General features: G+C 72.1%; 12 protein-coding genes. 7 read left to right on the top strand and 5 right to left on the bottom strand.

Annotation, left to right across the window (positions count from 1 at the left end; all coding sequences use genetic code 11):
• Positions 1-203: 203 nt before the first annotated feature.
• Positions 204-1,334: a PQQ-dependent sugar dehydrogenase gene (locus tag O3S82_RS09860; RefSeq protein WP_269302514.1), complete on the bottom strand. Its 1,131-nt coding sequence runs from the start codon at positions 1,332-1,334 to the stop codon at positions 204-206.
• 51 nt (positions 1,335-1,385) lie between these two features.
• On the opposite strand from O3S82_RS09860, the gene O3S82_RS09865 reads away from it, so the two are divergent.
• The 3 genes from O3S82_RS09865 to O3S82_RS09875 all read left to right on the top strand — a co-directional run bounded on the left by O3S82_RS09865 (position 1,386) and on the right by O3S82_RS09875 (position 4,558).
• Positions 1,386-1,826: a thioredoxin family protein gene (locus O3S82_RS09865; RefSeq protein ID WP_331283435.1), complete on the top strand. Its 441-nt coding sequence runs from the start codon at positions 1,386-1,388 to the stop codon at positions 1,824-1,826.
• A 25-nt stretch (positions 1,827-1,851) separates the two neighbouring features.
• The gene (locus O3S82_RS09870; protein WP_179424173.1) at positions 1,852-3,357 is read left to right on the top strand and encodes an acetyl-CoA hydrolase/transferase family protein; all 1,506 of its coding nucleotides are present in this window, start codon (positions 1,852-1,854) and stop codon (positions 3,355-3,357) included.
• An 88-nt stretch (positions 3,358-3,445) separates the two neighbouring features.
• The gene (locus O3S82_RS09875) at positions 3,446-4,558 is read left to right on the top strand and encodes a serine hydrolase domain-containing protein (protein ID WP_269302518.1); all 1,113 of its coding nucleotides are present in this window, start codon (positions 3,446-3,448) and stop codon (positions 4,556-4,558) included.
• Here the strand turns inward: O3S82_RS09875 and O3S82_RS09880 are convergent.
• Positions 4,545-5,387 (bottom strand): dioxygenase family protein, encoded by an 843-nt coding sequence (locus O3S82_RS09880; RefSeq protein ID WP_269302520.1) that lies wholly within the window; start codon positions 5,385-5,387, stop codon positions 4,545-4,547. The genes O3S82_RS09875 and O3S82_RS09880 overlap by 14 nt on opposite strands.
• Before the next feature lie 75 nt (positions 5,388-5,462).
• Here O3S82_RS09880 and O3S82_RS09885 point away from each other — a divergent pair, with 75 nt between their 5' ends.
• The gene (locus O3S82_RS09885) at positions 5,463-8,042 is read left to right on the top strand and encodes a DEAD/DEAH box helicase (protein WP_269302521.1); all 2,580 of its coding nucleotides are present in this window, start codon (positions 5,463-5,465) and stop codon (positions 8,040-8,042) included.
• Positions 8,043-8,051: 9 nt separating this feature from the next.
• Here O3S82_RS09885 and O3S82_RS09890 read toward each other — a convergent pair whose 3' ends face one another.
• Complete coding sequence (locus O3S82_RS09890; protein WP_269302524.1) at positions 8,052-9,338, bottom strand: 5-methylcytosine restriction system specificity protein McrC; 1,287 nt, start codon at positions 9,336-9,338, stop codon at positions 8,052-8,054.
• A complete protein-coding gene (locus tag O3S82_RS09895; protein ID WP_269302525.1) occupies positions 9,335-11,005 on the bottom strand; it encodes an AAA family ATPase in 1,671 nt (556 codons plus the stop codon). Before O3S82_RS09895 ends, O3S82_RS09890 begins: the two co-directional genes overlap by 4 nt.
• Positions 11,006-11,139: 134 nt before the next feature.
• On the opposite strand from O3S82_RS09895, the gene O3S82_RS09900 reads away from it, so the two are divergent.
• The 3 genes from O3S82_RS09900 (at position 11,140) to O3S82_RS09910 (ending at position 13,808) form a co-directional block, all read left to right on the top strand.
• Positions 11,140-11,649 carry a hypothetical protein gene (locus O3S82_RS09900; protein WP_269302527.1) on the top strand — a complete coding sequence of 170 codons (510 nt, stop codon included), beginning with the start codon at positions 11,140-11,142 and terminating at the stop codon, positions 11,647-11,649.
• Between the two features lie 180 nt (positions 11,650-11,829).
• The gene (locus tag O3S82_RS09905) at positions 11,830-12,192 is read left to right on the top strand and encodes a DUF485 domain-containing protein (RefSeq protein ID WP_269302529.1); all 363 of its coding nucleotides are present in this window, start codon (positions 11,830-11,832) and stop codon (positions 12,190-12,192) included.
• A complete protein-coding gene (locus tag O3S82_RS09910) occupies positions 12,189-13,808 on the top strand; it encodes a solute symporter family protein (RefSeq protein WP_269302531.1) in 1,620 nt (539 codons plus the stop codon). Before O3S82_RS09905 ends, O3S82_RS09910 begins: the two co-directional genes overlap by 4 nt.
• A gap of 68 nt (positions 13,809-13,876) precedes the next feature.
• Here O3S82_RS09910 and O3S82_RS09915 read toward each other — a convergent pair whose 3' ends face one another.
• Positions 13,877-14,458, bottom strand: coding sequence for a hypothetical protein (locus O3S82_RS09915; RefSeq protein ID WP_179424165.1), 582 nt, complete (start codon positions 14,456-14,458; stop codon positions 13,877-13,879).
• Positions 14,459-14,541: the final 83 nt, after the last annotated feature.

Here is a 14,541-nt window from a genome sequence, read left to right on the forward strand (position 1 = left end):
GGAGGGAGCCGGACTCACAGGGCGGCGAACCGCCTCCACCCGCTCGCGTCTCCGAAGCAGTCACGAGGGGTGACGGAAGGACGATTCGAAAAGCCGCGCGGGCCCGTGGCCCAGAGGCGCTGCATTCCCCATGACGTCGGCGAGCCGAGTCGTCCCCCACCGATGACGATAACCGACCCGCACCTCGAAACGCCAGTGAAATCTCAGGCGGATATCGCGACGCGCACGATCCGGTCGTCGCCGTCACGGGGACGGCCGCGGCCGTCGGTGTTGGAGGTGCCGAGCCACAGCGAGCCGTCGGGCGCGGCGGCCACGGCGCGCAGCCGGCCGAGCTCACGCGTGAAGAAGGCGCGCGGCTCCCCCGTGGACGTGCCCTCGAGCGGCACCTGCCACAGGCGCTCTCCGCGCAACGCCGCCACGAACGCGCGGTCGCCGCTGATCGCGAGCCCCGCGGGAGAGGCGTCGGCGGTGGGCCAGGTGACCTTCGGACGGACGAAGCGGCCGTCGTCGCTGTCGCCCTCGACGATCGGCCAGCCGTAGTTGCCGCCCTTGACGATCCGGTTGAGCTCGTCCTGGCTGCGGTCACCGAACTCGCTGGCCCACAGCCGGCCCTCGCCGTCCCAGGCGAGGCCCTCGACGTTGCGGTGGCCGTACGACCAGACCTCGTTGCCGAACGGGTTGCCGTCGACCGCGCGCCCCTCGGTGTCGATGCGCAGGATCTTGCCGTTGAGCGAGTCGCGGTCCTGCGGCGTGCCGGTGTTCGCGGCGTCGCCGACGGCGACGAACAGGTGGCCGCGACGGTCGAAGGTCAGCGCGCCGCCCTGGTGGTTGAAGGCCTTGGCGAGGCCCGTCAGGATCGGCTCGGCGCGGCCGATGCGCTCGCCGTCGAACGCCAGCCGCACGACCCGGTTGTCCTCCGGACCGGTGAGGAAGACGTAGAGGGCCGACTCGTCGGGCGCGACGGCGAGGCCCTGCAGACCGCCCTCTCCCCCCGGCGCCACGCCGGGCACGTCGCCCACCCTCGAGACGTCGCCGTCGGCGGTGACCCGCACGATCGAGGCGTCGTCGCGCTGGGTGACCAGGGCCGTGCCGTCGGCGAGGAACGCGATCGCCCAGGGCACGTTCAGGCCCGTGGCCACGGTGCCGTCGATCCGCGGGTCGACGGCCTGCGGAGCCGGCGGGGTGGTCGTGGTGGTGGCGGTCGTGGTCGGCGAGGCGGAGGGGCTCGCGCCCGTGGACCGGCTGGGACGCGGCTCGGGATCGTCGCCGCTGCACCCGGCCAGCCAGGCGGCGCCCAGCGCGGCTCCGCCGACGATGACGCTCCTGCGATCCATGACCCGATCATGCCGCAACCAGCGGACTCGCCCTAGTCGTGGAATGGCACAGTGGACGAGGACGTTGACAGCAGTAACCGACGAAAGGCCATCATGACCACGATCAACCTGACCGCCGACACGTTCCAGGACACCGTGACCTCGGACGGCATCACCCTGGTGGACTGGTGGGCCGGCTGGTGCGGGCCGTGCATGCAGTTCGCGCCGGTCTACGAGGCCGCCAGCGACCGCCACCCCGACATCACCTTCGCCAAGATCGACACCGAGGCCGAGCAGGAGCTGTCCGCCGCCGTGCAGATCTCCTCGATCCCCACGCTGATGGCGTTCCGCGACGGCGTGCTGCTGTACGCCCAGCCCGGCGCACTGCCCGCCGACGCCCTCGACGAGATCATCGGCCAGGTCCGCGCGCTCGACATGGACCAGGTGCGCCGCGAGATCGCCGAGCAGGAGCAGGCCCAGTCGCCCGACGTCTCGGAGGCCTCGCAGAACTGAGTCCCCGCGCTGGGATACTGGGGTCATGAGTCGTGTGACGTGCCCCGAGGTGTCCTCGCGCATCATGACCGCCGAGGAGGCGGTCGAGTTCATCCGTCCCGGCGACAACGTCGGGATGAGCGGCTTCACCGGCGCGGGCTACCCCAAGGCGATCCCGCCCGCGCTCGCCGCGAAGGCGCGCGCCGCTCACGACGCCGGCGAGGACTTCCGGATCGGCCTGTGGACCGGTGCCTCCACCGCTCCGCAGGCCGACGGCGTCCTGGCCGAGGCGCACGCGATCTCCAAGCGCCTCCCGTACAACTCCGACCCGCTGCTGCGGCGCCAGATCAACGCCGGTGAGGTCGACTACGTCGACGCCCACCTGAGCCACTCGGCGCAGCAGATGTGGTTCGGCTTCTACGGCCCGCTCGACGTGGCCGTCATCGAGGTCACCGCCGTCCTGCCCGACGGGCTGCTCGTGCCGGGCAGCTCGGTGGGCAACAACAAGACCTGGCTCGACCAGGCCGACCGTGTGATCCTCGAGGTCAACCACTGGCAGCCGCGCGAGCTCGAGGGCTTCCACGACATCTACCCCGGCACGGCGCTGCCGCCCCACCGGCGACCCCTCGTGCTGACCGAGCCGATGCAGCGCATCGGCGAGCCCTACCTCAAGGTCGACCCCGCCAAGGTGGTCGCCGTGGTGGAGACCCGCGAGCCCGACGCCGGCGCCGCGTTCTCCGCCCCCGACGACGTCTCCCGGGCGATCGCCGGTCACGCGCTGGACTTCCTGCGCGGCGAGGTCGGCGCCGGCCGGATGCCGCCCGAGCTGCTGCCGCTGCAGTCCGGCGTCGGCAACGTCGCCAACGCGGTGCTGCAGGGACTCGACGACAGCGAGTTCACCAGTCTCGTGGCGTACACCGAGGTGCTCCAGGACGGCATGCTCGACCTGCTCGACTCGGGCACGCTGCGGGCGGCGTCCACGGCCTCGTTCGGCCTGTCGCGCGAGGGCATGGAGCGCTTCCACTCCGGGATCAACGGGTACAAGGGCCGCATCCTCATGCGCAGCGAGGAGATCTCGAACCACCCCGAGGTCGTGCGCCGGCTCGGCGTCATCGCGATGAACGGGATGATCGAGGCCGACATCTACGGCAACGTGAACTCGACCCACGTGATGGGCAGCTCGGTGATGAACGGCATCGGCGGCAGCGGCGACTTCGCGCGCAACGCGTACCTCAACTTCTTCCTGACGCCGTCGACGGCGAAGGGCGGCGCGATCTCCACGATCGTGCCGATGGTGAGCCACGTCGACCACACCGAGCACGACGTGCACGTCGTCGTCACCGAGCACGGCCTGGCCGACCTGCGTGGCCTGTCGCCGCGGGCGCGGGCCGAGCGGATCATCGCGAACTGCGCGCACCCCGACTTCCGGCCACGGCTGCGCGACTACCTCGAGCGCGCGCTGGCGCAGCGCCCCGACGCCCGCCACACCCCGCACCTGCTGGACGAGGCCCTCTCGTGGCACCAGCGCTACCTCGACACCGGCCGCATGTGACCCGCCAACCCATCCGCCCCCGCGCCGCCCTCCGCCCCCTCCCCGCGAGTGGCGCAGAACGGCCCGCCACTCGGCGTCGGGCGGCGCGATGAGGGCGCGGGCGCGAGCCACGCCCGTGCTCGCCGCCGCGGCGCTGCTCCTGGCCGCCTGCACCACCGACGCTCCCGGAAGGACCGACTTGTCCGACGCCTCGCTGCCCACCGTGTCCGCCTCGCCGAGCCCGAGCCCGGAGCCGACTCCCCCGCCGGACTTCGCGGCGCTCGACCGGCTCGTCGACGCGTCCGGGTCCACGTGCACGCTCGTGCTGCGCGGCGACGAGGTCGTTCACGAGCACCCCGCCGACTCGCGCCACGTGACCCGTCGGGTCTACTCGATCACCAAGTCGGTCACCGGGGTGCTGCTGGCCGCCGCCGCGGCCGAGGGCGAGCTCGACCTCGACGACCCCGTCGCGCGCCACGTGCCGCAGTGGCCCGACGAGTCCGCCGACGTGACGATTCGCCACCTCATGTCCATGACGTCGGGTCGGGCCTGGACCGAGGCGCTCGACGCCGCGATGATCCGCACGGGCGACCAGACCGCCGCCGCACTCGCGACCGGGCAGCAGGACCCCGCGGGCGAGCAGTGGCGGTACGACAACCTGGCCAGCCAGGTGCTCTCGGCCGTCCTGGAGTCCGCCGTGGGCGACGTCGAGGCCTACGCGCGCGAGCGGCTCTTCGGACCGCTCGGACTCGCCGACACCTCGTGGGAGCGCGACGCCGCCGGGAACGTGAAGACCTACGCCGGGATCGTCTCCTCGTGCGCCGACCTGGCCCGGCTCGGCGTCATGATGCGCGACGGCGGGCGGTTCGAGGGGCGCCAGATCCTGTCCCCCGCGGCCGTGTCCGAGCTGACCACCACCTCCTCCGACCGGAACGCCGCCTACGGCCTGCTGTGGTGGACGAACGCGCAGGGTCGGGTCGTGGAGGTCCGCCGCGCCGCGGGCTTCGACGTCGACCGCGAGCCCTACGAGGGCCGGTTGGCCCCGTCCGCGCCGGAGGACGCCTTCTGGGCGCTGGGCTGGGGCAACCAGCTCCTCGCGGTGGTGCCGTCGGAGGACCTCGTCACCGTCCGGCTGGGTCCGAAGCCCGCCGGCCCGGACGACCTCACGTTCGACTCGTTCACCGGCACCGTGCTCGGCGGCTGGGACGTCAGGCAGCCGTGATGAACGAGCGCATGCCGATCGAGCCGAGGTCGATCTCGGTGTTGAAGAAGCCGATCTCCTCGTCGGCCTCGAGCAGGCTCAGGGCGGCGACCATCGGGCGGTAGTGGTCGTCGGTGGGCACCGCGATGCGGGCCGCCGACCAGCTCCGGTACGGATCCACCAGCCTGGCCACGTCGCGCGTGGCGAGCGCCTCGGCGGTCTGGGTGTCGAACTCCTGCGCCCAGTCCCAGGCGGGTCCGCCGCCCCAGCGGACGCGGCCGAGCGCGTGCACGATGTTGCCGCTGCCGATGAACACGACGCCGCGGCGGCGCAGGTCGCGCAGGCGCGCGAACAGGTCGTACAGCTGCGGCAGCGGCATCGAGTAGTCGATGCTGATCTGCAGCACGGGCACCTGAGGCGCCGGCGCGAGGAACTTCAGGACGCTCCACGTGCCGTGGTCGAGGCCCCATTGGCTGTCGAGGCGCGCCTCGTACTCCACGAGGTGCTCGGCCAGGAGGCGCGCGACCTGCTCATCGCCGTGCGACTCGTACTTCACGCGGTAGAGCTCGTCAGGGAAGCCGCCGAAGTCGTAGATGATCGGGTTCCTCGGCGCGTCGGTGATGTGCGTGCCGCCGGGCGTGAGCCAGTGCGCGCTGATGACCACGATCGCCTGGGCGTCCGGCAGTCCGGCGCCGACGCGCTCCCACTCGCGGGTGAACGTGTTGTCCGCGAGCGCGTTCATCGGGTTGCCGTGACCGACGAACAGCACGGGCATCCGCGGGCTCGGGACGAGCCGGTTCGTGAGGTCGGAGAGCGAGTGCGTGGGCACGGTCTCGGGTCGCAGGTTCATCATCGACTCCTGATAGTTGATGATTCAACTATACCAGACGACGGGACGTTTGAGAGCATGCGCGACAATGGAGGGATGGCCACCCCGACCGAGTTGCAGATCGCACTCCGGCACCCGGTCAGGTTCGTTCAGGACCAGGAGGACCCGTCCCGGTCGGTCTTCGTCTTCGACACCCCGAGCGGCCCCCTCGAGGCCACCGCGAACGAGGCCGTCGGCCCGCTCAGCGGCGGCATCCGCGCCCTCACGGCCGACCCCAGCGTCCGGGCGTGGGCCACCCCGTCGATCGTCGCGCTGCGCCTCATGGCCACGGGCACGCTCGCCTCCCCCGGCTCCTCGGAGCTGCAGCAGATGCTCGACGCCGGCCGGTCGGTCGGCCCGACGCCGGCCGAGGGCCAGGCCGCGATCCGCGCCTTCCTCGCCGCGCTCGTCGCGGGCGCCCCCGCCGTGGCCACCACCCCGCAGCGCCGCCGCGAGACCGAGCAGCCGCGCCCCACGATCGAGCGGCCCACGAGCTTCTCGTACCGCCTCGACATCACGCTCAGCGAGGACGCCGACGCGATGGCCGACCTCGAGCTGCAGGTGCGCCCGCTGGCCCTGAACCGCGCGTCCGTGCCCGCGCCCGCCGTGCTGACGCGCGACGACCACCACCTCGGCGAGGCCGCCCGTCCCGCCCTCGTCGCCATGCTCGAGCGCCTCGCCGTCAGCTGGCCGCCCGCCGACCAGCTCGCCCGCGAGGGCCGCGCCCGGGTGACCCCCGAGGAGCTCGGCGCGCTCGGCCAGGGACAGCCGCTCATCGCCGCGCTGGCCAACCGGATCGAGATCGCGTGGCCCGAGGGGCTGCGTCGCGACGTGCAGGCCACCGGCGTCGTCAGCCGGGTCGACGGCGAGGAGCCCCGCCTCGACCGCGAGCACGACCGGCCCCGCGCCTTCACGTCCGACCAGCTGTTCCGCTTCGACTGGAGCGTCTCGGTCGGCGGCGAGCACCTCACGCGCGCCGAGGTCGAGCAGCTCGCGGAGTCGCAGTCGGGCATGCTCCACCTGCGCGACCGCTGGGTCATGGTCGACCAGGCCCAGGTCGCCCGCGTGCTGGAGGGCCACGGCCGCACCCTGGGCGCCGGCGAGGCCCTGCGCGCCGCCGTCACGGGCAGCCTGGAGATCGACGGGCTCGAGACCGAGGTCGACACCGTCGGCTGGCTCGAGGACGTGCGACGCCGACTGGCCGAGCAGGACGCCGACATCGCGCCCGCCGTGCAGCCCGACGGCCTGGACGGCAGCCTGCGCGAGTACCAGCTGCGCGGCCTGCGCTGGATGAGCCAGCTCGTCGACCTCGGACTCGGCGGCATCCTCGCCGACGACATGGGCCTGGGCAAGACGCTCATGCTCATCTCGCTGCACCTGCACCTGGACTCCCCCGAGCCCACGCTGGTCGTGTGCCCGGCGTCGGTGCTGGCCACGTGGGAGCGGGAGATCGCGCGCTTCGCGCCGGGCGTGCCCGTGTACCGGTACCACGGTCCGCGCCGCACCCTCGGCGACGCCAAGACGGGCTTCGTCGTCACCACGTACGCCACGATGCGGTCGAGCGTCGAGGAGCTGCGCCGTCACCGCTGGAACCTGGTCGTCGCCGACGAGGCCCAGCACGTGAAGAACCCCGGCAGCGGCGCCGCGCAGGCCCTGCGCCGGATCGACTCCGAGGCCCGCATGGCGCTGACCGGCACCCCGGTCGAGAACCACCTCGGCGAGCTGTGGGCGCTGCTCGACTGGACCACGCCCGGCCTGCTGGGCACGCGGGAGCAGTTCCGCCGCGAGTGGTCGCGCCAGATCGAGCGCGACCACGACACCGAGCGCGCCGCCCAGCTGTCGCAGCTGATCCGGCCGTTCGTGCTGCGTCGCCGCAAGTCCGACCCCGGCATCGCGCCCGAGCTGCCGCCGAAGATCGAGACCGACCACCGCGTGCCGCTGACCCGTGAGCAGGTGGGGCTCTACGAGGCGGTCGTCCAGCGCACGATGTCCGAGATCGCCGACTCCACCGGCATCCGCCGCCGGGGTCTGGTCGTCAAGCTGCTCACCCAGCTCAAGCAGATCTGCAACCACCCGGCGCAGTTCCTGCACGAGCCCGAGGCCCGGCTGCCCGGGCGCTCGGGCAAGCTCGAGGCGTTCGACGAGCTCGTCGAGGAGATCGTCGACGAGGGCGGCGCCGCGCTCGTGTTCACCCAGTACGCGCAGATGGGCCGGCTGCTCGCGCGGCGGCTCGGCGAGCGCAAGGTGCGTCACGACTTCCTGCACGGCGGCACGCCCGTCAGCCGGCGCGAGCAGATGGTGCGCGCGTTCCAGGACGGCCAGACCGACGTCTTCGTGCTGTCGCTCAAGGCCGCTGGAACGGGCCTCAACCTCACCCGTGCCGACCACGTCGTGCACTACGACCGCTGGTGGAACCCGGCCGTCGAGGACCAGGCCACCGACCGCGCCCACCGCATCGGCCAGACGAGGAACGTGCAGGTGCACCGCCTCGTGGCCGAGGGCACGATCGAGGAGTCGATCGCCGAGCTGATCAGCGCCAAGCGCGCGCTGGCCGACGCGGTCGTCAACGCCGGCGAGGGCGCGCTCACCGAGCTCACCGACGCCGAGCTCGAGGTCCTGGTCCAGCTGCGCTACTGAGCGCCGCGGTCAGGCGGTGCCGCCGAGACGGCGGCGCGATCCCACCGGGCGGCGCTGCGCGATGGTCAGCACCATCCCCAGATCGAGCTCGAACTCATTGACGACGCGGGCCATGCCGCCGCTCTCGCCCAGCCCCGACGGGTCGACGGTGAGCAGGTGCAGCATCGACGGTCCGCCGGCCTCGCGCACGCGCATCTGCGTGCCCGGGCGCAGGCCCATGCTCGCGGGGAACACGATCGCGACGTCCGAGGCGCCGAGACCGCGTCCGGCGGAGATCAGTCCCGCCGCGATCTCGTCGGCGAGGTCCTCGGTGTAGTCGCGGGCGCACACCGACGTGGCGACGAGCTCGGCGTCGGACTCGACGATCGTGTCGACGGTGCCCGCGGCGGCGGAGGCGTCGTTGAGGCGGCGCGAGCGGCCGCCACGGTAGGCGGTGAAGCCGGCGGACTTCGCGGCCCTCTCGGCCACGACCTGGACGAAGTCGCCGAACAGCTGCTCGGTGCTCCACAGGAACGCGCGCGTCGGGCCGTCGGCGCGACCGCCGGTGCCGTTCTGCGGGCCCATCGCCAGCATCCGCGCGACGTCGAGCGCCTCGCCGAGGAAGCCGAACTGTGGCGTCAGCCGGAGGCCGTCCATGATCGCCGGTGGCGGCAGGTCGCGGGAGGCCTCGGGGAACAGGTCGGCGTAGGCGCGCAGCTCGGACTCCAGCCACGGCTGCTGCACGGCGCCTGCGAGCTCGGTGCACGCCCACTTGAGCGCGGAGGTGACCGGGCCGTCGGCGACGAACTCGGAGAAGCGGCAGTCGACGCTGTACGGGTCGACGACGCGGCGCCACATCCGGCCCGCGTCGACCTGGCCGCGGATCGAGGCCGTGACGGCCGTGCGCTCGACGTAGGTGCGCGGCACGCCCTCGGACGAGGCGCGCCCCATGGCACCGGCGACGATCATGCCGAGCAGGTCCGACAGGCCCGCGTGGCGCGTGCCGCGGTCGACCCGCGGCACCCACTCGAGGTGGTGCACGGTGGTGAGGATCGTCAGCATCGAGACGCGCCAGCCCGGGTCGTGGCGCAGGAAGTGCGGCATGATCTCGATCGTCGAGTCGCCGAGCGAGACGAAGCCCGCGACGCCGCGCACCTCGACCGTGCCCGCGGCCTCGTCGATGACGAACGGCTCCTCGGCCAGGCCCAGTCGGGTGGCCAGCTCGGACGAGCGCAGGCGCAGCTCGGCGAGGTCCGACGCGGTGCCCGTGAACGGCTGGGCGGGGCCGCCCTCGAGGAGGGTCTGCGCGCCGATCATCCGCGCACCAGGAAGTCCAGGGTGATGGCGGTGTCCTCGTGGGACTGTCCCATGAGGCTGTCGACGGCCAAGGCCCGGCCCGTGACCGTCCGCGTGCGGAAGGGGTAGTTCGCCGGAGCGTTGCGCGAGTTCACGCGCAGCAGGTCGGCCAGCTGATCGGGTCGGGCGCCGAAGCGGTCCCGGATCTGCGGCCAGATGTCGTGGTCCCACACGCGCTGCAGGTCCTCCCATGTCGCGATCTTCCAGAAGTACAGGTGCCCGAGCTCGTAGTCCTGCCCGAGCCGCTCGGTGATCTCGTCGTTCAGGTAGGCCAGCAGCGCGACGGCCGCGGCCTGGGGCGTCCAGTGCTCGGCGTCGATGTCCGGCGCCGTCGCGACCTCGAGGCTGACCCCGAGGTGCTGGGCGAGGAAGTCCAGGTCGGCGTAGGCGTCGATGCGCTCGAAGCGCCGGCCGATCGCCGAGTCCAGCGGCGCGACCGCGCGGTCGACCGAGTTCATCGTGGCCAGGATGTGCACGTCGTGGGGGAAGGTCCACGGCTGCGGCAGCATGTACGAGTCGCCCGAGAGCATCCAGATGGGCTCGGTGACGGGGTCGCCCGTGGGGCTGCGCTGGACCTTCGGCAGGTTCACCGGGATGGCCGAGCGGGTGTTCCCGTCGCGGCCGCGGCGGTAGGACGTGTCCATGTAGGTCATGAAGTCGCCGAGGATCTTCGGCACGTTGCCACGGTTGATCTCGTCGATGACGAGCAGCGCCGAGCCGCGGCCCTGACGGTCGAGCCGGATCGCGAGGTCGAGCAGGCGGCCGGCGAACGGCGCCAGGCGGATGCCCTCGCCGGTGGGACGCAGGCCGACGATGAAGTCCTCGTAGCCGTAGTCCTGGTGGAAGGTGACCCAGTCGGTGATGACGGGCGGCACGACCGGCGACGCCTCGAAGCCCGAGCTGAACGGCTGGTCGACACGGTGGGGGTCGATCTCGATGGCCTCGCCACCGGTCCACTTGTCGTCGAGGATCTGCCGGACCTGCGCGACGGCGTGCGTCTTGCCGGTGGCCGGAGGTCCGTAGATGAGGACGTTCTTGCGGTCGCGGAAGGCGTCGAGGATCTTGCGCGCGAGCGGCGTCAGGCTCTGCACCGAGCCGCTGCCGACGCTGATGACGCCCGACTCCGAGCCGGTGAACAGCGGCTGGCACGACGACGGCCAGCCGGGCGGCAGCGAGGCCCCCGTGGTGTGGCCGGCGAAGTACTGGCCCGTGACGGTGCGCGCGACGTAGACGTGCAGGCCGCCGAGCTCGCCCAGGACGGCCTTGGCGTCCTCGACCGAGGTCGGGATGCGCAGGTCGGGCCAGCCGTGCAGCGGGAGCCACGCGGGGTGCCGCTCGTGCCGCTCGTCGTGGCGGTTCTGCCCGGTCAGCTCGTAGACGCCGTGACGCCGGTGGGCCTTGAACACGAGCGGCGCGGAGACGGAGGGATCGCCGACGACATGCGGGATGATGCGCACGTCCTGCCAGCCGTCGGGCGAGGCGAAGCGGTCGAGGCCGGCGAACTCCAGCAGGTCGGCGACCTGGCGGATCTCCACGCTCGTCCTCCCGCGCAGCACCCGCGTGGACTTCTCCATCGAGTAGTAGTCCTCGGGGCTGATCTCGCGCCACCAGATGCGTTCGACCTTCACCGTCCCGCCTCCCTTCGTCCGCCGCTCGGTCCTGTCGCCTGCGACGGTGAGACGGCGCGGCACGCGCCCCATGACGCAACTCTCGTCACATTTCTTCCACGAGTCACCCTGGTTGTCCCGCGTACCCTACGAGTGTGGGCTGGTTCACACGTCGTCGGCGACGCGAGCGCGCGGTCGTCCTCGCGACCCCGACGCTCGACGGCCGCACCTGGCCGGCCGACGACCCCGGCGCCCGCACGGGATTCGACGCGTCCACGACCCACCGGCTCGGGCTGGACGCCGCGTTCACGCCCGAGGCGCACGAGGTCGCCGACCTGCTGACCGCGCACCTCGTGCCGCTGCTGCCGATCGACGCCTCCCCCGACGACCTGCCCCACGTGGTCGACGTGCTGCGCAGCGCCGCCCAGGCGGGCGCCGGACTCGGGCTCGTGGACGCGCGCAGCACGACGCCCGCGTCCGACCGGATCGGGCCCGAGGTGGCGGGCGCACTGGGGGAGGCCGAGCGCGACCTGCCGCCGATGCCGGCGGAGCTGCGCCGGCAAGCGCGCTTCCTGATGCACGCCGGGCACCACGTGGCGCGGCTCGGCCCGGGCGTCCTGCCCGCCCTCGAGGCCGAGATCACGGGCTCCACCGCGGCGGGCTGAGCGCGCCGCCGAGCGGCGACGAAGGCTCCCGGCACGACCGTTCGTCGCAGAATCCGGTCGTTCGTCGCACGCGCGCCGTGGCGGGACGGCGCCGGAGAGCCACCCCGCCTAGCGTCGGATGTGACCGCCGTCACTGTGACGCCGGTCACGCACTCCGATCATCACCCTGGAGGTGAAGCTGTGAGCAAGTCGACCGAATCCGACTCGGCGTCCCCGGCGCCGACCGAGCGCGAGGCCGCGTACATCGCCGTCCTCGCGTCGCCGGAGTTCCAGGAGCTGAAGCGCAAGCACCGGAACTGGGTCCTGCCGGCCACGGGCGCGGCCCTGGTCTTCTACTTCGTCTACGTCCTCGCGTCCACGTACGCCGTCGACTTCATGAGCCAGAAGCTGTTCGGCAACATCAACGTCGGGCTCGTCTTCGGGCTGCTGCAGTTCGTCGCGACCTTCGTGGTGACGATGGCGTACGTCCGCTACGCCGACCGTGAGCTCGATCCCCGCTCGGCCAAGATCCGCGACGAGATGGAAGCCGAGGGCCTCGCATGATCACCACCTCCCTGCCCGCCCTCGCGCGGGCCGCCGAGTCCGAGCAGGTCGGCAACACCACCTTGAACATCGCGATCTTCGCGGCCTTCGTGGTGCTGACCCTCGTCTTCGTGATCCGGGCGAGCCGCACCAACAAGAGCACGTCGCAGATGTACACCGCCGGCGCGTCCTTCACGGGTCGCCAGAACGGCTTCGCCATCTCGGGCGACTACCTGTCGGCCGCCTCGTTCCTGGGGATCGCCGGCGCCATCGCGCTGACCGGCTACGACGGCTTCCTCTACAGCATCGGCTTCCTCGTGGCCTGGGTCATCGCCCTGCTGCTGGTGGCCGAGCTGCTGCGCAACACCGGCCGGTTCACGATGGCCGACGTGCTGAGCTTTCGCATGCAGGAGCGTCCCGTGCGCACCGCCGCGGCCGTCTCGACGCTCGTCGTGTCCTTCTTCTACCTGCTGGCCCAGATGGCCGGCGCCGGTGGCCTGGTCGCCCTCCTGCTCAACATCAACGACTCCTTCGGCCAGGCCCTGGTCATCGCCGGAGTCGGCGCGCTGATGATCGTGTACGTCCTCGTCGGCGGCATGAAGGGCACGACCTACGTCCAGATCATCAAGGCGATCCTGCTGATCGGCGCCGCGCTGCTGATGACCGTGTGGGTCCTGGCGCAGTACGGCTTCAACTTCTCCGACCTGCTCGGTGACGGCGCCGCCGCCGGTGCCGCGCTCGAGCCGGGCAAGAAGTACGGCCTCGACGGCGTCACGAAGATCGACTTCATCTCGCTGTCGGTCGCCCTGGTGCTGGGCACCGCGGGCCTGCCGCACATCCTCATGCGCTTCTACACCGTGCCCACGGCCAAGGAGGCCCGGAAGTCGGTCGTGTGGGCCATCTGGCTGATCGGCCTGTTCTACCTGTTCACGCTGACCCTGGGCTACGGCGCCGCGGCGCTCGTCGGTCCGGAGCGGATCGCGGCGGCACCCGGCGCGGCCAACTCGGCGGCACCGCTGCTGGCGTACGAGCTGGGAGGCACCCTCCTGCTCGGCATCGTGTCGGCGGTGGCGTTCGCGACGATCCTCGCGGTCGTCGCCGGCCTCACCATCACCGCGTCGGCCTCGTTCGCGCACGACATCTACACGAACGTGATCCACCGCGGCAAGGCGCCGGACGGCCAGGAGGTCAAGGTCGCCCGCATCGCGGCGATCGTCATCGGCATCGTGGCGATCTTCGGTGGCATCGCGGCCAACGGCCAGAACATCGCGTTCCTCGTCGCGCTGGCGTTCGCGGTCGCGGCCTCGGCCAACCTGCCGACGATCCTCTACTCGCTGTTCTGGAAGCGGTTCAACACCCGCGGCTGCCTCTGGAGCATCTACGGTGGCCTCATCATCACGGTCGGGCTGATCGTCTTCAGCCCCGCGGTGTCGGGCTCCGAGACGGCGATGTTCCCCGACCAGGACTGGTCGTGGTTCCCGCTGGCCAACCCGGGCCTGGTGTCGATCCCGGCCTCCTTCCTGCTGGGCATCATCGGCACGCTCACCAGCAAGGAGCACCTGGAGATCAAGGCCGCGGAGATGGAGGTCCGCGCCCTCACCGGTGCGGGCGCGGAGGGCAAGGCGCTCGACCACTGAGGACGAGCACCTGACAGACGCGACGATGGGGCGGCCCCGAGAGGCCGCCCCATCGTCGTCTTCGGGCGTCAGCTGCGCACGAGGCGGCGCGCGAGGTCGCGGTGCAGCGCCTCGACCTCGCGCTCGTCCAGGGGTCCGCCCGCCCGCAGCCGGCGCAGGGTGGAGCGGACCGAGAGCACCCGCACGCCGTCGACCTCGAGCGGGCGCATCGGCAGCTCGCCCTCGACGAAGCAGTAGCTGGTGTGCACCGGCGCCTCGGGCAGCGGGCCCGTCGAGACGGCCGCCTGCAGCGCCTCGGCGTGCTCGGCCATCTGCTCCGAGAGCCGGGTGTGGCGCACGCCGTCGATCTCGAACGTGCTGCCGTCGCGGCACGCGCGGACCTTCTTGCCAGGGTACGAGCGCGGCTCGACCAGGTGCACGCCCGTGGACGTCACGGCGATGACGGGCAGGTCGCCCGTCTGGCCGGGGATGCGGCGGTGGAACAGGAACAGGACCCGATCGCCGAAGGCGTCGATCAGGATCGTGGAGAGCACGTCGGTGGCGTCGGCGCGCTCAGGTGCGGGGGTGGGTTCGGCGGCGGCCTCGCCGCGCACGACCGTCAGTCTGGGGCGCGACAGCGGGTCCACGCTGCGCACCGTCCTTCTGCTCATGCCAGTGAGACGCGCCTCCCGGCGCGCCATGACGCGGTTTCGCGGATTTGTGTGAGACCGAGGTCTCACCCGTTCACCGGGGC

This window comes from Aeromicrobium sp. HA (genome assembly GCF_027171405.1).
GTDB classification, from domain to species: domain Bacteria; phylum Actinomycetota; class Actinomycetes; order Propionibacteriales; family Nocardioidaceae; genus Aeromicrobium; species Aeromicrobium tamlense.

Excerpts from the sequence above, each read along its gene's own strand:
- O3S82_RS09885 (WP_269302521.1), top strand. The coding sequence starts at position 5,463 with ATGGCCACCCCGACCGAGTTGCAGATCGCACTCCGGCACCCGGTCAGG.
- O3S82_RS09875 (WP_269302518.1), top strand. The coding sequence starts at position 3,446 with ATGAGGGCGCGGGCGCGAGCCACGCCCGTGCTCGCCGCCGCGGCGCTG.
- O3S82_RS09860 (WP_269302514.1), bottom strand. The coding sequence starts at position 1,334 with ATGGATCGCAGGAGCGTCATCGTCGGCGGAGCCGCGCTGGGCGCCGCC.
- O3S82_RS09910 (WP_269302531.1), top strand. The coding sequence starts at position 12,189 with ATGATCACCACCTCCCTGCCCGCCCTCGCGCGGGCCGCCGAGTCCGAG.
- O3S82_RS09915 (WP_179424165.1), bottom strand. The coding sequence starts at position 14,458 with ATGAGCAGAAGGACGGTGCGCAGCGTGGACCCGCTGTCGCGCCCCAGA.
- O3S82_RS09890 (WP_269302524.1), bottom strand. The coding sequence starts at position 9,338 with ATGATCGGCGCGCAGACCCTCCTCGAGGGCGGCCCCGCCCAGCCGTTC.
- O3S82_RS09880 (WP_269302520.1), bottom strand. The coding sequence starts at position 5,387 with ATGAACCTGCGACCCGAGACCGTGCCCACGCACTCGCTCTCCGACCTC.
- O3S82_RS09870 (WP_179424173.1), top strand. The coding sequence starts at position 1,852 with ATGAGTCGTGTGACGTGCCCCGAGGTGTCCTCGCGCATCATGACCGCC.